Raw genomic sequence first — 16,040 nt, 5'->3', positions numbered from 1 at the left:
GAGGTGCGGCGCAGTTCCCCAATCTGTGACTTAGGAAGACCATGAACCTTTGTGACTACACCCATTGGGTATTTGATATGGACGGTACCTTGACGGTTGCCGTACATGATTTCGCAGCCATTCGGCGTGCCCTGGAGATACCACCTGAGGCTGATATCCTCCATTACCTGGCCGCCTTGCCCGAGGCGGACAGCAAGGCCAAGCATGCCTGGCTGCTCGAGCATGAGCGGGAGCTGGCGACGGGTTCCAAGCCTGCCCCGGGGGCGGTTGAGCTGATCAGGGCGTTATGCGCGCGCAACTGCCGGATCGGTATCCTGACCCGTAATGCTCAGGAGCTGGCCTACGTAACGCTGGAAGCTATTGGTATTGCCGAGTGTTTCAATCGGGCGGAAGTGCTTGGGCGAGACGAGGCGCCACCCAAGCCGCATCCAGGTGGGCTGCAGCATTTTATCGAGCGCTGGCAGGTGCAGCCGAGCGACGTGGTAATGGTCGGCGATCATCGAATTGATCTGGAGTGTGGCCGCGCAGCCGGTACGCGTACGGTATTGGTCAACGCACCGGAGAATACCTGGCCAGAGCTGGCTGATGATCATGCCGTGGACTGTTTCGCACTGGCGCAGCGCATCGCGCGGGCTTGAGAGAGGGGTACCGATCCGATCGATCGGGTACCCGCCTTTGCAAGGTTATAAACGAGACGCTGTAAACGTATCGCAGCGCTCTACCGCACCATTGTCGAATCCGGTCCTGAACCAGCGGGCCCGTTGTTCGGAGGTGCCGTGGGTAAACGAGTCGGGAACGGCGCGCCCTTGAGCCTGCTCCTGGAGACGGTCGTCACCAATGGCATGGGCTGCGTTGATGGCTTCTTCAAGATCACCGGGCTCCAGCCAGTGTAGGCGTTTCTGGGCATGATTTGCCCAAACGCCAGCATAACAGTCGGCTTGCAGTTCCAGGCGAACGGATAACCCCTGCGCACCTTGGGCAGGCATGCCACGGCGCTCAGCAGCCTGCATTTTTTCCGTAGTGCCGACCAAGTCCTGCACGTGGTGACCGATTTCATGGGCAATGACATAGGCGCGGGCGAAATCCCCGGCTGCCGAGAAGCGGCGCTCCATCTCGTCGAAGAAGGAAAGATCCAGATAAACCTGCTGGTCAGCCGGACAATAGAACGGGCCGGTTGCGGCACTGGCGGAGCCGCAGGCCGATTGCACATGACCGTTGAAGAGAATCAGCTTGGGCTGTTGATAGTGTTCTCCATGGGCCGCAAAGATTTCGCCCCATGTGTCTTCGGTGTCGCCCAGGATGGCGCGGACAAAATCCACCTGTTTGGAGTTGGCGTCCGGCGCCTGGGTTTGCTGGGCTACCTGCGCTCCGCCGCCTGAACCTGTCACCATGCTCAGGACCTGGAGCGGGTCCTGGCCTGTCACCAGGCTGAACACCACGACCAGCAGAACCCCGCCAACACCGAGGCCACCGCCGATTTGCAGCCCACGGCCACCACCACCGGTGGCCTGTTCAACGTTGTCGCTACGCCGCCCTTTACCCCAGTCCATCTCATCGCCTCGCTTGAACGCTTTGTGGGTGAGACCACAGGCGTTTGGCAGAGTGCGCCAAAATGTTACGAAACGTGGTGACTCGAGCCCTCAGCCGTTTGGCGAACTCGCAGTTCGACCACACACTCGGAGCGAGACAGTAGGTGAACATGTCCACCTACCCGTACGGCACCTTGTTCATCTACAGAAACATCCATCTGGCTGAGGCGCCCGGTGAAACCGCCTTGATGAATAACGAAGGGCTTTCCAGCGCCTTGGCAGCCATGGCGGACCAGATAGGCCGCTGCTGCACCCGCTGCACTACCTGTCGCAATGTCTTCTACCAGGCCGGCATTATCCCAGCTGCGACCTTCGCCACGTTCTACATCCAGCACATATACGAATGCCGCGCCAATACCGTGCAAACGCGCCTCCAGATCCTGCGCTGCGATCCGTGCACGGCCCAGTTGGCTACCTTTGACCGGCAGGATCAGATAGGGAAGCCCGGTACTGACAACCATGGGCGGGTAATCAGCATCAAGGTCTCGTAGTCGTAGTGAAAAGGCGTGGGCAAACCACTGGCTCTGCGCCTGATCCAAATGGCATCCCCACTGGGCAAGGCCTTGGTCCATCTCGGCGTAATAGCCTGTTGCGGCGCGGTGGGTCATCAGGGTGACCGTTTTTTCCGAAAGCTCGACCCGCCAGGTCTCCTGCTCGGCCTGCCCGTGCTGATGGTGGAGCAGGGCGGCGACCCCAATCAGCGGATGGCCGGCAAAAGGCAGCTCTTCCTCCATCGTGAAGATACGTGCACCAAAGGTATTTGCCTGCGCCCGTGGCTCAAGAAAGATGGACTCATACTGGCGCAGCTCCTGGGTAAGTTTCTGCTGCGTACTGACAGGCAGGCCCGAGGCATCCGGGAAGATGGCTAGCCCATTACCCGCGAGCGGACGATTCGCAAAAACATCCACATGCCAGTAAACCAATGGCGACATAGGGGCTCCTAACAAGGGTTGGTGAGTCCACAAGGCTACGTGTACGCGACGGCTCATGCCAAGCCAGTAGTCGGTAGGGCTCATCTTTGTTTCATGGGGATGCCCGGCATCTCCATCGTGGAGAATATTCATGTTGAAAGGTACAGCGCTCATTGTTGGTGTGACGGGAATTTCCGGCTACAACCTGGCCAATGTGTTGATATCCAGTGGCTGGACGGTGTATGGCCTGGCTCGCAAGCCCTCAAACCAGGAAGGTGTCATTCCTGTGACCGGTGATCTGCTGGATGAGCAGTCGCTGACCGCCGCGTTGAAGGATCTCCCCATTACCCATGCCTTCTTCTGTACATGGACCCGCCGCGACACCGAGAAAGAGAATGTCGAGGCCAACGGTGCCATGATGCGCAACCTCTGCAAGGCGTTGGAAAACGCGCCTCTTCAGCATATGGCGCTGGTAACAGGAACCAAGCACTACCTGGGCCCATTCGAAAGCTATGGTCAGAATGCCGCCGAGACGCCATTCCGCGAGGAGCACCCCCGTCTGCCGGGTGAGAACTTTTATTACACGCTGGAAGACATCCTTTTTGAACATGCCAAGCGCCGCGGCTTCAGCTGGAGCGTGCACCGTTCTCACAGCATGATCGGCATGGCGCGTGGCAGTAATGCCATGAACATGGGTGTGACCCTGGCTATCTATGCAAGCATCTGCAAAGAGACCGGACGTCCCTTCGTATTCCCAGGCTCGAAGGTGCAATGGAATGGCCTGACGGATATCACCGATGCCGGCCTTTTGGCGCGCCAGATGGAGTGGGCAGCGTTGTCGCCCAGCGGACAGAACCAGGCGCTCAATACCGTCAATGGCGATGTATTCCGCTGGCGCTGGATGTGGACACAGATCGCGGACTTTTTCGGGCTGGAGGCCACGCCCTGCCGGGACGAGCGTCAACCGCTGGAAGAGCAGATGAAGGACATCGGACCGGTATGGGAGGAGATGGCGCGTCGCTATGAGCTCGTTGAGTCCGACGTAGGCAAGTTGGCTTCCTGGTGGCACAGCGATGCAGACCTGGGACGTGAAATCGAGTGCCTGAACGACATGACCAAGAGCCGAGATTTGGGCTTCCTGGGATACCACGACAGCCGAGCATCCTTCATCGACCTGTTTAATCGCCTGCGGGCCGAGCGGATCATTCCCTAACCGCTGGTCGCTGCACTTGCACCTCCCGAGTCTCCTGGTGCCAAACCCTAGGCACACACATACAAGAGCCAGGAGGTGCCCGATGAACAAGAAACTCGCTATAGCGGCGTTGGCAGGTCTGCTTTCCACGTCTGCCTTTGCTCAAACCGGCCCGACCGATCCGACATCCCCGACCGAGCCGGTAACACCCGGCCCCAGCGTGAACAGCAATGATGTGACACCAGGTGCCGACTCAGGCAGTTCACCCAACAATGGCAAAGGCGCGAGGACCACAACACCGGATGGCATGAACCATAGCACCGGCTCGAAGACAGGGCCTGACACGATGGATCATGGCACGCACCGTAGCCAGGGCAGCCATACCGGCACCGGAGCGGGCATGGGAATGGACAGCAACACTAACGGCACAGGTGCAGGCTCAACGCCGGGCATGGGGCCGGCTGCCAACACGGGCAAAAATCCCTGATGATAGCGTTGCGCCGATAAAGCCCGCCTGACGCGGGCTTTATCATAAGAGGGCTCAGGTGGTCAGGCGTATTGCCTCAAAGTGCTCGCTTGGGGACATGATCTGATCGCGTGCTGCGATCAAGGGCAGGTCGCGGCTACCCGGTGTAGTGCGGGCCACCAGGGCATAAAGCGTACTAACGGCATTGGCTACGGCTTCAGGCGTACTGACCCCACCCAGCAGATGCCCCAGCAGTACGGACGAAAACACATCGCCCATGCCATTAGGCAGTGGCTGCAGCTCAACGTAGGGGGTCTGTACCATCCATGCACTTCGAGCGGTCACCGCCAGTGTGCTGAGCTTGTCGAGTGGAAGATCCGGCGTTCGCAGACTCGTTATAACAATGGTGTCCGGGCCTGGGCATTCAGGCGTGCCGAGTAACTCGCGAGCGGCCTGGATAGCATGTTCTGTCGACGCCAGCGATGCTCCATACAGCAGCTCGAACTCGTAATGGTTGGGTGTAATCAGGCTGGCCTGCTCAATGGCCCGTCGACGCAAAAACTCAGGAATCCCCGGTCGTACGAAGACGCCGCGGCCCACGTCGCCCATTACCGGGTCGCAAAGGTAGTGCACGCCCGGCTTGTTCTTTCGGATCTCCTGTACCACGGACAGGATAACCTCACCAATGGCGGCGTCGCCCAGATAGCCCGACAGGACCGCATCACAGCGCGCGAGAATGCCGCGTGCTCTCAGCCCGTCAAGCACATCATGGATATGCTCAGGGGGAAAGACCTGCCCCTTGAACTCGCCATACCCCGTATGGTTGGAAAACTGCACGGTGTTGACGACGACCGGTTGAATGCCGAGCAATTGTAGCGGCAGGGTTGCCGCCGCATTGCCCACATGGCCATAGGCAACATGGGACTGGATGGAAAGTACCAGAGGAGGAGAGCCGAGCGTCTCAGAAGCCATAGGGTTGCAGATCCTTATCCAATAAAGGAGGCGTTGTACTGTTTATGAAAGGGACATGGGCCGTTAGTGCCGTGACACCACTTCATCCTTGCCATCCGTTTTGAGCCCCAGCACTTCATAGGCGTCCTTCCGATTACCTATCTCCATACCGGGAGAACCCAGGGGCATGCCGGGTACGGCTACGCCAAGCAGGTCAGGGCGCTGGCGAAGAGTCAGAATGTCGTGGGCTGGTACGTGTCCTTCAACAAACTTTCCGTCGATCACACCAGTATGGCAGGACGAAAATCGTGGCGGTACACCCAGCCGGGCCTTGAGTTCGCTCATGTTGGGTTCCATGTGATCGTGAACGGCAAAGCCGTTTGCCTCCAGATGCTTGATCCACTGGCTACAGCAGCCACAGTTGGGATCGCGGTATACGTCAATCGTCAAGGGTTCGGCTGCGTGAACTGTGCTGCCGAGCAAAGCGGCGAGTAGAACTAGGCGGCGCATGTAAAGGTCTCTTTCGGGTTGGCATACAGGCAGCATAAACTCACGGCCGCTCGAAGAGCAGGAGGCATTGGGTCTTTCGCTGTGCAAAGTGCTTCCACTTGTTAAGGACTGTTCAAAAGGCTCGTTGCTCTCTGGCTTTTTGAATGGATCTGTCTGGTTTGGCCCATGCGGCTACACCCCAAGGGAGAACAGGGGATGTTTTACACGCGTTTTGCTCGTGCGGTTCTGATCGTTCAGACACTGGTCTGGGCCGGTCTGGCGCTGGCCTATTGGTTCAGGCCCTATGAAATGACCAATGCCAGCGGAGTGCTGCTCATGGACTCCGCCTCGGTTACCGAAACCCAGGTCTTCTATGGCGGCCTGCAATTCGGTCTGGCATTGTTCACCGGCTTTGCAGTGTTCCGCCCTCAACTGGTACGGGCTGCCTTGCTGTTAATCGTCTTTTTGCAGTTGTCGACTGCCAGCGTTCGGCTTATTGGCGCCCTGTTGGCAGATGCGGGCGAGGCCAACTTCGACTGGTACAGCCAGCTTTACAAGATTGTCATCGCCATCCTGGCGATTGTAGCGCTGCGCCTTTTGGATCGCTGGAATCGCATGCTGGACGAGCGCTACGGAGATTACGAAGACGATTGAAACTCAGCTGGCGGAAGGCTGCGTTGCGGCCTGAGGGGCTGGTTGCAGCATCAGCCCTCCGGCCACGATCAGTCCGGCACCCGCCATCCAGAGTGCCGGGCCAAGCCCACCACTGAAATGGCTGCTGACAGCCGCCAGCAGAGGGCCCAATAGTTGGCCGCCTGCGAACGCAGCGGTTAGTAGACCGGCATTGCGGTGAGGCGTTTCTGGAGCCAGCTCACGGCTATGCTGCATCACCAGTTGCATGGAGGCCAGGAACGGTCCCCCACACAGCAGCACACCCAGAAACAGTGCGCTCATGCCGGGCAGCAGGCATAGCAAGACGCCAGCGGCCTGCAGCCACAGAGTCGCGATGAGCCAACGTCTTGTGGCACCGGGCCGCTGGCGACGAAAGCTGGCCAGCACCACACCCAGTGCGGCCGCCAAACCGAAGGCAGGCCAGAACAGATCAGCTACCCATTCGCCGTGGAAGCGCGCCGTAGCCATCTGGGAAAGAAATGTAGCCGGAACGATATAGCCCATGCCAACCAGGGCATAGGCGGCTGTCAGGCGGACCATGCGTGGCGAGATCGGCTTGGTTGATGTAACTGCATGAGCAGTAGTCGCCCGCGGCAGGGCTGGCAGTACAGCGATGGTCATCACCAGCGCCACCGCTGCATAGATCAGCCACAGGGTTGCCGAACCCTGGCCGTTCAGATTGGTGACCAGGGCCAGCAGGCCGCTCAGTACGATCCCTACGCCAGGACCAGCAAAGACCAGTGCGCCCAGTTTCGGCATGTTTGCCTGTGCCGCTACGCCCTGGCTGAGCCCGGTAACCATCACCAGCACCCAGGCACTGGCCAGGCCTGCGCCAAAGCGAAGCAGGGCATGGGGCCAGAACCCTTCGGCCCACACCGAGAGAAGGGTCAGCCCTACACATAACCACAGGCCGGCAACGAGCCGAAAGCGGGTCTGGCGAGCAAAGAAGGCGTCCAATGCACCTACCAGATAACCCAGGTAATTGGCAGCAGCCAGCAGGCCTGCGGCTGTCAGGTCTATCTGGCCTTCCGCAATCAAGTGCGGAAGCTGAGGCGTCAATGCGAAGCGGCCAATGCCCATCGCAACGGACAGGGCGACCAGGCAGGCAAGCAGGCGGTGCAGGGCGGTCATGAGTGGTCCCTATGTAGGTTCTTGATTGATGTATATAGGGTAGGGCTTGTTAAGTTTCTCTAAAACTGAATAAATAAGAATGGGTTGTTCACTTAAAGAGAATGGTTATGGAACTGGCTGAACTGCGCATTTTTCAGGCGGTGGCTGAAACAGGATCCATTGCCCGTGCAGCAGAGCTGTTAAATCGGGTGCCTTCCAATCTGTCGACGCGCCTGCGTCAGCTTGAAGACAAGCTGGGCGTGGATTTGTTTGAGCGCGAGCGTCAGCGGCTGCATTTGTCTCCGGCAGGTACGGTGCTGTTGGGATACAGCCAGCGATTATTCGCCTTGGCGGACGAGGCCCGAGCGGCCGTGCAGGATGGTGCACCGGCAGGCGCCTTTGTGTTGGGGTCGATGTACAGTACTGCCGCTATTCATCTTCCGGCCATGATTGCGGCCTACCATCAGCAGTATCCCAGTGTAGAGCTGCAACTGCAGACGGGTCCCAGCGGCGAGCTCATCGATGGATTGCTGCAAGGACGGCTGGATGCTGCGTTGGTTGACGGGCCTGCCCGGCATGACGGCCTGGAAGGCGTTCCGCTGTTCGAGGAGCCCATGGTGCTCGTGACCGGAGCTGATCATCCTCCGGTACATTCAGCAGCCGATGTGGCCGGGCGTCCTGTATTTACGTTCCGAACCGGTTGCTCTTACCGGTTGAGGCTGGAGGCCTGGTTTGCGGCGACAGGCGGTGCCATGGGGCCTATCATGGAAATCGAGTCCTATCACAGCATGCTGGCCTGCGTGATTGCCGGTGGCGTTGCCATGATGCCCAAGGCCATGCTGGATAGCTTGCCCGGGCGCGACCGCGTTGCGTGCCATCCGCTCGAGGCCCGTTTCGCCACGGCCACTACATGGCTCATGTGGCGCAAGGGACGCCAGGGTGCAAATCTCAAAGCGTGGATTGCCTTGCAGAGTGACGTGTCAAATGTGGCGGTTAAGTCTTTTGGTGCTTGAAATTCGTATGACGAATGCGAAACTGCACAGGCCGTGAACAAGAATAAAGGCGCGCTTTCTCATGCGCTTTGAAAAAAGGATTGAGAAAATCATATGATCAAAATCGCCATCGTCGGATTCGGCAAGATTGCCCAGGATCAACACCTGCCTGCCTTGCAAAAAAATCCTGACTATCAGCTCGTTGCTGTCGCCAGCCGTAATGCTTCTCTTGATGGCGTAGCTCACTACAAGACCCTTGAAGAGCTGCTCGACGCCGTGCCGGATTTGGACGCCGTCTCCCTCTGCGCACCGCCAGCCGTACGCTATGCACAGGCTCAACTGGCCCTTGCCCATGGCAAGCATGTATTTCTTGAAAAGCCGCCAGGGGCAACCCTCAGTGAGGTCGAGGCACTGTCGGAGCAGGCCAAGGCCGCGGGTAAGACCCTGTTTGCCAGCTGGCACTCCCGTTATGCTCAAGGAGTGGCACCGGCCAAAGCCTGGCTGGCCGACAAAACCATCAAAGCCGTGCAGGTCAACTGGAAAGAAGATGTACGCGTCTGGCACCCGGGGCAAACCTGGATTTGGGAGCCGGGTGGTATGGGCATTTTTGACCCGGCCATCAATGCCTTGTCCATCGTAACCGAAATTCTGCCCAGGCCGTTCTTTCTCAAACAGGCAGCGCTGCAGGTTCCAGAGAATTGCCAGACGCCGATTCGTGCGCAGCTGGAGTTCAATTATGAGCGCGGTGCAGCCATTCAGGCGGACCTGGACTTCCTGCAAACGGGGCCGCAGACATGGGACATTCATGTCGAGACCGATCAAGGCAAACTGACCCTGTCCAAGGGTGGCAGCCAACTCTACATTGACGATCAGCTTGAAAAAGAAGGTCCGGATGAAGAGTATCCCGGCCTGTATGCCCGCTTTGCCGAGCTGGTCAAAAGCGGTCAGTCCGATGTGGACGTCGCGCCGTTGCGGCATGTGGCGGATGCATTCATGTACGGCCGACGTGAGACCATCGAGCCGTTCCACGAAGATAAGCAGTGATAGTAGCCGGGCGGAGTAACCGCCCGGTCAAACCTTAGCGGCGCTCAAGCAGGACGCCGCTTTCCATGTGATGCGTCCAGGGAAATTGATCGAACAGGGCGCAATGCACAATACGGTGAGTATCCTGTAGCTGGGCGATGTTCTGAGCCAGCGTTTCCGGATTGCAGGAGATATAGAGGATACGGTCGAAGCGACGTGTTAGCTCGCAGGTGTCCGGGTCCATCCCCGCACGAGGCGGATCTACAAACACGCTTCCAAAGGCGTAGCTTTTAAGATCAACACCCGCCAAGCGACGGAACGGACGCACCTCATTGAGGGCCTGGGTCAGCTCTTCGGCAGACAGGCGCACGAGGGTCACGTTGTCGATGCCATTATCTGCCAAGTTTGCCAGTGCAGCATTCACCGATGACTTGCTGATCTCGGTGGCCAGTACTTTGCGAACGCGGGTAGACAGCGGCAGGGTGAAGTTACCGTTCCCACAGTACAGCTCAAGCAGATCATCGTCCCGCTCGCCAAGTACATCGTAGGCCCAGCCCAGCATCTTCTGATTTACCGTCCCATTGGGTTGAGTGAAGGCACCCTCTGGCTGGCGATAGTGATATTCGCGACCTGCAATAGTCAGCGTTTCGTTGACGTAATCCCGCCCGACCACGATCCGTTTGCCACGGGAACGCCCGACGATATTGACGTTCAGCTCGGCGGCCAAGCATTCCGCAGCAGTTTCCCAGGCATCGTCCAATGGCCGATGGTAGGCCAGGGTGATGAGCGCCTCCCCGGACAGAGTAGTCAGGAACTCCACCTGAAACAGCTTGAACGACAACGTCTCGCTCGCCTGCCAGGCAGCCTTAAGGCGTGGCATAAGCTCATTGATGAGCGGGCTTGCGATAGGGAAGTTTTCAATCAGGATAGGCGTGTGCTTGTCGCCCTGTTCGAACATGGCGTAGTGCCGTTCGCCTTCTTCACGCCATAGACGAAACTCGGCGCGCAGTCGGTAATTCGCAAGGGGCGAGTCGAATACTTCAGGTTCAGGTGCATCGAATGGAGCCAGCAGTTCGATGAGGCGATTCTTTTTCGCCATTAACTGCGTTGCGTAATCCGCAGGCTCGAAGGAGGGAACATTCATGGTCAGCTCAGTGAACGTAGTGGGCTTTTCAGCTAGGGTGGAGGCAAAGGCTGCTATTCAGCCATTGCCATTAGTCTGAGAATTTTCTCGGGCCGAAACCATAGGGAAAAATCCTAGGGCAACGGCTTGTCGCTACGCATCGTCCAGACTGATCAGGCAGTACCACTGCCTCACAGCGTAAAAAAGGGTGGGCCAGGCCCACCCTCATGCTCAACATCAGGCGTTGAACCAGCCTAATTTGATGACGAAGAGAATGGATAGGATGACCAAGGCAATGTTCAGGTCACGTGTGCGACCCGACAATAGCTTGATAACTGTCCAGGAGATGAAGCCGAACGCGATGCCATTGGCAATGGAATACGTCAACGGCATGGCCAGCGCCGTGATCAGAACGGGCGCAGCAGTGGTCAGATCATCCCATTCAATCTCGGCCAACCCCGAGGCCATCAGCACGGCGATGAAGAACAGCGCTGGTGCAGTCGCAAAGGCCGGAACGCTGCCTGCCAGCGGTGCAAAGAACAGGGCGAGCAGGAACAGACCGGCTACCACGACCGCCGTCAGACCTGTACGACCGCCAGCGCTGACGCCTGCAGCCGATTCGATGTAGCTGGTTGTCGTAGAGGTGCCCAGCAACGAGCCAAACATGGCCGCGCTGCTGTCCGCGATCAGAGCGCGACCCATCTTGGGCAGATGACCATCCGGGCCCATTAGACCGGCGCGCTTGGCCACTCCGATCAAGGTGCCGGAGTTGTCAAACAAGTCTACGAACAGGAAGGCGAATATCACGCTCACCAGACCGATATCCAGCGCGCCCTTGATATCCAGCTGTAGGAAGGTTGGCGCCAGCGAGGGCGGCATGGACAGCACGCCGCCAAACGGCGTCGCACCAATACCGATAGCCACGAGCGTGACGGCCAGAATACCGATCAGGACGGCACCTGTGACCCCACGGGCTTCCAGCGCCACGATCAGGAAGAAGCCCAGGACCGCCAGGATCGGACCGGGTTTCGTCAGATCACCCAGGCCTACCAGGGTGGCAGGGTTATCTACAACGATACCCGCACCTTGAAGGGCGATCAGTGCCAGGAACAGGCCAATACCGGCTGCAATTCCTGAGCGTAGCGCCAGTGGGATGCTGTTGATGATCCATTCGCGGATGCGAAAGACCGACAGGATGAAAAACATCAGTGCAGACAGGAATACCGCCCCCAGTGCTGCCTGCCAGGTATGCCCCATGTGAAGCACGACGGTATAGGTAAAGAAGGCGTTGAGGCCCATCCCTGGCGCCAGGGCGATGGGATAGTTGGCAATCATGCCCATGATGGCCGAGCCAATGGCGGCTGCCAGGCAGGTCGCAACAAATACCGCGCCTTTATCCATGCCGGTCTCGCCGAGGATGCTCGGGTTGACGAACAGGATATAGGCCATGGCTAGAAAGGTTGTAACCCCTGCCAGCAGTTCCGTACGCACATTCGTGCCATGGGCCTTGAGTTGGAAGAGTTTTTCCAGCATGGGAAAAGGCTCCGAATAAGTTGAAGTCAGCGAAGGGCGCGCATGATAGCAGGTCCCCAAGCCGATGTTTCCGTTCATGATCTTTCTGAAAGCGATAAGCAGACGAAGCCGCACTGGCGTGAACGCTTGATAATCATTATCATTTCACGAAATTTTGACATTTGTGAAAATAACGTGAAAAAAGGGCTCGTCATGCGAGAAAGAGATACTTCGGTAATCGGCCTTCCCTACAAGACGTCCATTGGCTTGGCCCTGGCGTCCTTATCGGGGCTGACTCATGGACAAACCGCAGAGCAGGCACCGCAGGAGCTGGACAGTCTGACCGTCACAGCTGATGCCGAAGGGGAGTACCAGACGCAAACGCTGTCCTCCGACAAGTACACGCAACCCTTGCGTGACGTCCCACAAAGCATCACGGTCGTGCCGCAGGCGGTTATCGAGCAGCAGAACGCCCAAACGCTTGAGCAGGTGCTCTCCAATGTGCCTGGTATTACGTTCAGCTCCGGTGAAGGCGCAGGTGGCGTAGGGGACAGCATCAATATCCGCGGCTTCAATAGCGGCAACTACGGTGGGTCGAACGTCTATCTGGATGGCGTGCGTGACTCTGCCTTTTACACCCGCTCCGAAATGTTCAATACCGAGCAGGTTGAAGTCGTCAAGGGCTCCAGCTCCTCGGCCTGGGGCGCGGGCGTCATTGGGGGCGCGATCAACATGGTCACCAAGACCCCCAGCCTTCATGAGTTCAACCGCGTAACGGCGGGTGTTGGAACAGCGGATTACAAGCGGCTTACCCTAGATAACAACCATGTACTCGACGAGGAGAGCGGCACTGCGTTCCGGTTGAATCTGGTTGGGCATGAGTCAGGTATCAACGGGCGTGACTGGATCGAGCGGGATCGGTGGGGGATTGCACCTTCGCTTGCTTTTGGTCTCAATACCGACACGCGCAATATCTTCACGTATGAACATCTGGAAGACACCGGTAATTACGATTACGGAATTCCAACGCTGCACGACGGAAAGAACCCCCGGCAGAGTGGCGGTCACCCAAGCCGGGTTCCGGGCGTCAAGTGGGATGGATATTTTGGCTACCGCAACCTGGATAAGGAAGACAACCGCATCGATCGCGCGACCTGGCGATTCGAGCATGACATCAACAGCAACGTCTCCTTCAGTAACCAGCTCTCGTTCAACCAGCTCCAGCGTAGTTACGTGGTAACGACTCCAGGAGGCGACCTATCGCTTCAAGCTGGCGGAAATGGCTCCCTGCGTCGTTTGCGCGGTCCGGCGCGGCATACCGACAACCAGACACTGAGTGACCAGGCGAACGTGACTTGGCGCTTCGATACGGCGGGTATCGAGCATACTCTCGTCACAGGCCTGGAATACACGCGGGAAGACCTTCGGTACAAGACGGGCAGCCTGCGCTATGGTGCCCAGGGCAACACCTTTGCCGTTGATCCGGCCAACCCGCCGTCCAAGTTCGTTGGTTCTCGTGAGGTCGCCTACACCGGCGAGATCAACGCCGAGTCGGAAACCAAAGCCTATTACCTGATTGATACCCTGAAGTTCTCACCGCAATGGCAGTTGGATGTTTCGGCCCGTCAGGATCACTGGAAGGCACGTACCACGCGTGACCGCACTCGCACCCTGAACACGACTACCGGTACGCTGAGCAACTGGACGGACGCAGCAAATGTCAGCCAGAAGGAAAAGCTCTTCAGCTACCGTGGCGCTCTGAGCTACAAGCCCGTGGATAACGGGACGTTCTACGTCAGCTATGGCAATGCCAAGCAGCCCGGTTCTATTCAGATTGCCGCAACTGGAAGCTTGGGAGAGGAGGGGCTTTCACCTACCAAGGGCAAGACGTATGAGGTAGGGACCAAGTGGGATCTGATGCACGAGCGATTGTCACTGACGGCCGCCCTGTTCCGTACGGATCTGGAAAGCACGCAATATGACAGTGACGACGAGCTGGGTAATGTCTTCAGCTCAAAATATCGCGTTGATGGTCTTGAGCTGGGTGCTTCCGGCAACATCACAGACAAGTGGTCGGTGTTCGGTGGATACGCGTATATGAAGAGCAAGATCCGCAGCTACAGCTCGGTTAACAGTAGCACCGACTTTGCCAACCCCAACGCCAGTGAGGAGGGAATTTCGCTGCCCAACACGCCGCGCCATTCAGCCAGCCTCTGGACCAGCTATGCTCTGCCGCATGACGTGACGATCAGCTATGGCGTCAACTATGTAGGGGAGCGCTACATTGCCTTGGGCCGTGCGCAGGCGATTACCAGCGAACAGCGTGTAAAGGTGCCGGATTATGTGGTGCATAACGCGGCGGTGGACTGGCAGGCGACCTCTGATCTGGCCCTGCGCCTCAACATCGTCAACCTGTTCGACAAGCACTACTGGCGTCAGTACAACGGCCGTGGCTTCGGTGTTCCAGGGGAAGGACGCGGTGCTCAGTTAACAGCCGAGTACAGCTTTTGACAGGGCGGCACCCCTCATTGGGCACTGACTCCCTGCTGCGTTACGGGCTGGAGGATCCGCGGCGACTTGCTCGGTTCCTCCTGCAGGGGGCCGAACGTGGTTTGCCCGAGGCGCAGGCGCGTCTCGGGCAGATCCTGCTTGATGGTAACGGCATTCAGCGCGACCAGGCGTTGGCGTTGCGGTGGTTCCGTATTGCAGCCCACCATGGTCATGCGGATGCCATGAACATGGTGGGGCGTTGTCTGGAACATGGCTGGGGGACGGCTGTAGATCTGGCAGCTGCCGCACGGGCGTATGCCCAAGCCGCGCAGCTTGGGCTCGACTGGGGATTCTACAATTATGCCAACCTGCTGGCGCAGGGGCGTGGTGTACCCAGGGATCGCGCCGCCGCATTGGAGCTGTACCGCCAGGCAGCCAGACAAGGCCACGCCAAATCAATGAACCTGGTGGGACGCTTTTATGAAGAAGGCTGGGGCGTACCCGTGGACATGGAAGAGGCTGCACGCTGGTATCTGTCTGCCGCACAGGCTGGCGACTTTCGAGGACAGTGCAGTCATGCAGCCCTACTGACCCGACAGGGGCGGGTGGATGAAGCGGTATCGTGGCTAAGGCAGGCCATGCGAACGGCCACACCCGGCTTTCTACAAAAAATAGCCGAGGCACTGGCGGTCTCCGACAGTGAGCCATTGCGTGCGCTGGCAGCTGAAATCAATAGCCGCTACGCCCGAATGCAGGAACCTTTGCCAGCGATGTCTTCCGGCAAGAAAGGCTTTTCATCGTCACCCTCGCTGTGCCCTGACATCTAAAGGAAGATTTTATGCTCGTACATATCCCCGGCGTATTTTCGCCCGAAGAGGCATGTGACATCGAACATGTGTTGCGGCAGGCGAAATGGGGAGACGGAAAGGTAACGGCAGGTCATCAGTCCGCCAGAGCCAAGCACAATATTCAATTACCCGAGGATGACCCGGTCTCTATCGAGCTGGGCAATCAGATCGTTCAGCGTCTGAGCCACCACCCTGTTTTCGTGTCGGCAGTCTTGCCACGAAAGGTGTTTCCTCCGTTGTTCAACTGTTATAGAGAAGGCGGGTCTTTCGGATTTCATATCGATAACGCCATCCGCGCATTGAAAGGGCATCCTGAGCGGGTCCGTACGGATGTCTCTGCGACACTTTTCTTCTCTTCGCCCGATACCTACGATGGCGGTGAGCTGATTATTCAGGACACCTATGGCGAGCAGCAGGTCAAGCTTCCTGCAGGTGACATGGTCATCTATCCTGCTACGAGTCTTCATCGGGTTGCGCCGGTGACATGCGGCGCACGTATCGCCAGTTTTTTCTGGACTCAAAGCCTAGTGCGTGATGATGGTCATCGCCGCTTGTTGTATGACCTGGATCAGGCCATACAGCGTCTTACCCGCGATGTGCCTGATCACGAGGCCCTGCTTGCACTGACCGGAACCTATCACAACCTGCTCCGGCAATGGGCCGACGTCTAAC

Annotated in this window: 16 protein-coding genes; 9 read left to right on the top strand and 7 right to left on the bottom strand. The window is 58.1% G+C overall.

The window, feature by feature from the left end; all coding sequences use genetic code 11:
• Nucleotides 1-41 precede the first annotated feature (41 nt).
• On the top strand, nucleotides 42-638 hold the full coding sequence (locus tag PLU01S_RS07310) for an HAD family hydrolase (protein WP_074824657.1): 597 nt from the start codon (nucleotides 42-44) through the stop codon (nucleotides 636-638).
• Between the two features lie 45 nt (nucleotides 639-683).
• Here the strand turns inward: PLU01S_RS07310 and ypfJ are convergent, their stop codons facing one another.
• Nucleotides 684-1,550 (bottom strand): KPN_02809 family neutral zinc metallopeptidase, encoded by an 867-nt coding sequence (gene ypfJ, locus PLU01S_RS07305; RefSeq protein WP_073449416.1) that lies wholly within the window; start codon nucleotides 1,548-1,550, stop codon nucleotides 684-686.
• 65 nt (nucleotides 1,551-1,615) lie between these two features.
• Entirely contained in the window at nucleotides 1,616-2,521 is a 906-nt protein-coding gene (locus tag PLU01S_RS07300) for a PhzF family phenazine biosynthesis protein (protein WP_074824654.1), read from the bottom strand.
• A 133-nt stretch (nucleotides 2,522-2,654) separates the two neighbouring features.
• Between PLU01S_RS07300 and PLU01S_RS07295 the strand changes: the two genes are divergently transcribed.
• Nucleotides 2,655-3,713, top strand: coding sequence for an SDR family oxidoreductase (locus PLU01S_RS07295; RefSeq protein WP_216822603.1), 1,059 nt, complete (start codon nucleotides 2,655-2,657; stop codon nucleotides 3,711-3,713).
• A gap of 82 nt (nucleotides 3,714-3,795) precedes the next feature.
• A complete protein-coding gene (locus PLU01S_RS07290; RefSeq protein WP_074824646.1) occupies nucleotides 3,796-4,179 on the top strand; it encodes a hypothetical protein in 384 nt (127 codons plus the stop codon).
• Nucleotides 4,180-4,233: 54 nt separating this feature from the next.
• On the opposite strand, the gene pdxY is transcribed toward PLU01S_RS07290, so the two are convergent.
• Together pdxY and PLU01S_RS07280 are read right to left on the bottom strand one after the other, a co-directional pair.
• Entirely contained in the window at nucleotides 4,234-5,130 is an 897-nt protein-coding gene (gene pdxY, locus PLU01S_RS07285; protein WP_074824643.1) for a pyridoxal kinase PdxY, read from the bottom strand.
• Nucleotides 5,131-5,193: 63 nt separating this feature from the next.
• Nucleotides 5,194-5,619, bottom strand: coding sequence for a DUF411 domain-containing protein (locus PLU01S_RS07280; RefSeq protein ID WP_074824640.1), 426 nt, complete (start codon nucleotides 5,617-5,619; stop codon nucleotides 5,194-5,196).
• A 195-nt stretch (nucleotides 5,620-5,814) separates the two neighbouring features.
• On the opposite strand from PLU01S_RS07280, the gene PLU01S_RS07275 reads away from it, so the two are divergent.
• Entirely contained in the window at nucleotides 5,815-6,252 is a 438-nt protein-coding gene (locus PLU01S_RS07275) for a DUF4345 family protein (protein WP_010795223.1), read from the top strand.
• Between the two features lie 3 nt (nucleotides 6,253-6,255).
• On the opposite strand, the gene PLU01S_RS07270 is transcribed toward PLU01S_RS07275, so the two are convergent.
• The gene (locus PLU01S_RS07270; protein ID WP_074824637.1) at nucleotides 6,256-7,401 is read right to left on the bottom strand and encodes a YbfB/YjiJ family MFS transporter; all 1,146 of its coding nucleotides are present in this window, start codon (nucleotides 7,399-7,401) and stop codon (nucleotides 6,256-6,258) included.
• Between the two features lie 107 nt (nucleotides 7,402-7,508).
• Here PLU01S_RS07270 and ptrR point away from each other — a divergent pair, with 107 nt between their 5' ends.
• Together ptrR and PLU01S_RS07260 are read left to right on the top strand one after the other, a co-directional pair.
• Nucleotides 7,509-8,393 carry a putrescine utilization regulator PtrR gene (ptrR, locus tag PLU01S_RS07265; protein ID WP_010795221.1) on the top strand — a complete coding sequence of 295 codons (885 nt, stop codon included), beginning with the start codon at nucleotides 7,509-7,511 and terminating at the stop codon, nucleotides 8,391-8,393.
• 93 nt (nucleotides 8,394-8,486) lie between these two features.
• Nucleotides 8,487-9,416, top strand: coding sequence for a Gfo/Idh/MocA family protein (locus tag PLU01S_RS07260; protein ID WP_074824634.1), 930 nt, complete (start codon nucleotides 8,487-8,489; stop codon nucleotides 9,414-9,416).
• Nucleotides 9,417-9,450: 34 nt separating this feature from the next.
• On the opposite strand, the gene trmA is transcribed toward PLU01S_RS07260, so the two are convergent.
• Together trmA and PLU01S_RS07250 are read right to left on the bottom strand one after the other, a co-directional pair.
• Entirely contained in the window at nucleotides 9,451-10,539 is a 1,089-nt protein-coding gene (gene trmA / locus PLU01S_RS07255) for a tRNA (uridine(54)-C5)-methyltransferase TrmA (RefSeq protein ID WP_074824631.1), read from the bottom strand.
• Between the two features lie 216 nt (nucleotides 10,540-10,755).
• Nucleotides 10,756-12,051, bottom strand: coding sequence for an NCS2 family permease (locus PLU01S_RS07250; protein ID WP_074824627.1), 1,296 nt, complete (start codon nucleotides 12,049-12,051; stop codon nucleotides 10,756-10,758).
• A gap of 192 nt (nucleotides 12,052-12,243) precedes the next feature.
• Between PLU01S_RS07250 and PLU01S_RS07245 the strand changes: the two genes are divergently transcribed.
• From PLU01S_RS07245 to PLU01S_RS07235, 3 genes are read left to right on the top strand one after another with little or no spacing between them, the layout of a single operon-like run.
• Nucleotides 12,244-14,541 (top strand): TonB-dependent receptor, encoded by a 2,298-nt coding sequence (locus PLU01S_RS07245; RefSeq protein ID WP_074825163.1) that lies wholly within the window; start codon nucleotides 12,244-12,246, stop codon nucleotides 14,539-14,541.
• Nucleotides 14,542-14,558: 17 nt separating this feature from the next.
• The gene (locus tag PLU01S_RS07240; RefSeq protein WP_074824625.1) at nucleotides 14,559-15,347 is read left to right on the top strand and encodes a tetratricopeptide repeat protein; all 789 of its coding nucleotides are present in this window, start codon (nucleotides 14,559-14,561) and stop codon (nucleotides 15,345-15,347) included.
• Nucleotides 15,348-15,358: 11 nt separating this feature from the next.
• The gene (locus PLU01S_RS07235; protein ID WP_074824623.1) at nucleotides 15,359-16,039 is read left to right on the top strand and encodes a Fe2+-dependent dioxygenase; all 681 of its coding nucleotides are present in this window, start codon (nucleotides 15,359-15,361) and stop codon (nucleotides 16,037-16,039) included.
• Nucleotide 16,040: the final 1 nt, after the last annotated feature.

It is taken from the genome of Pseudomonas luteola NBRC 103146 (genome assembly GCF_002091675.1).
Classification (GTDB): domain Bacteria; phylum Pseudomonadota; class Gammaproteobacteria; order Pseudomonadales; family Pseudomonadaceae; genus Chryseomonas; species Chryseomonas luteola.
This window is presented reverse-complemented; position numbering and strand designations above follow the sequence as displayed.

Excerpts from the sequence above, each read along its gene's own strand:
- ypfJ (WP_073449416.1), bottom strand. The coding sequence starts at position 1,550 with ATGGACTGGGGTAAAGGGCGGCGTAGCGACAACGTTGAACAGGCCACC.
- pdxY (WP_074824643.1), bottom strand. The coding sequence starts at position 5,130 with ATGGCTTCTGAGACGCTCGGCTCTCCTCCTCTGGTACTTTCCATCCAG.
- PLU01S_RS07235 (WP_074824623.1), top strand. The coding sequence starts at position 15,359 with ATGCTCGTACATATCCCCGGCGTATTTTCGCCCGAAGAGGCATGTGAC.
- ptrR (WP_010795221.1), top strand. The coding sequence starts at position 7,509 with ATGGAACTGGCTGAACTGCGCATTTTTCAGGCGGTGGCTGAAACAGGA.
- PLU01S_RS07280 (WP_074824640.1), bottom strand. The coding sequence starts at position 5,619 with ATGCGCCGCCTAGTTCTACTCGCCGCTTTGCTCGGCAGCACAGTTCAC.
- PLU01S_RS07275 (WP_010795223.1), top strand. The coding sequence starts at position 5,815 with ATGTTTTACACGCGTTTTGCTCGTGCGGTTCTGATCGTTCAGACACTG.
- PLU01S_RS07260 (WP_074824634.1), top strand. The coding sequence starts at position 8,487 with ATGATCAAAATCGCCATCGTCGGATTCGGCAAGATTGCCCAGGATCAA.
- trmA (WP_074824631.1), bottom strand. The coding sequence starts at position 10,539 with ATGAATGTTCCCTCCTTCGAGCCTGCGGATTACGCAACGCAGTTAATG.
- PLU01S_RS07270 (WP_074824637.1), bottom strand. The coding sequence starts at position 7,401 with ATGACCGCCCTGCACCGCCTGCTTGCCTGCCTGGTCGCCCTGTCCGTT.
- PLU01S_RS07310 (WP_074824657.1), top strand. The coding sequence starts at position 42 with ATGAACCTTTGTGACTACACCCATTGGGTATTTGATATGGACGGTACC.
- PLU01S_RS07290 (WP_074824646.1), top strand. The coding sequence starts at position 3,796 with ATGAACAAGAAACTCGCTATAGCGGCGTTGGCAGGTCTGCTTTCCACG.
- PLU01S_RS07245 (WP_074825163.1), top strand. The coding sequence starts at position 12,244 with ATGCGAGAAAGAGATACTTCGGTAATCGGCCTTCCCTACAAGACGTCC.
- PLU01S_RS07300 (WP_074824654.1), bottom strand. The coding sequence starts at position 2,521 with ATGTCGCCATTGGTTTACTGGCATGTGGATGTTTTTGCGAATCGTCCG.
- PLU01S_RS07250 (WP_074824627.1), bottom strand. The coding sequence starts at position 12,051 with ATGCTGGAAAAACTCTTCCAACTCAAGGCCCATGGCACGAATGTGCGT.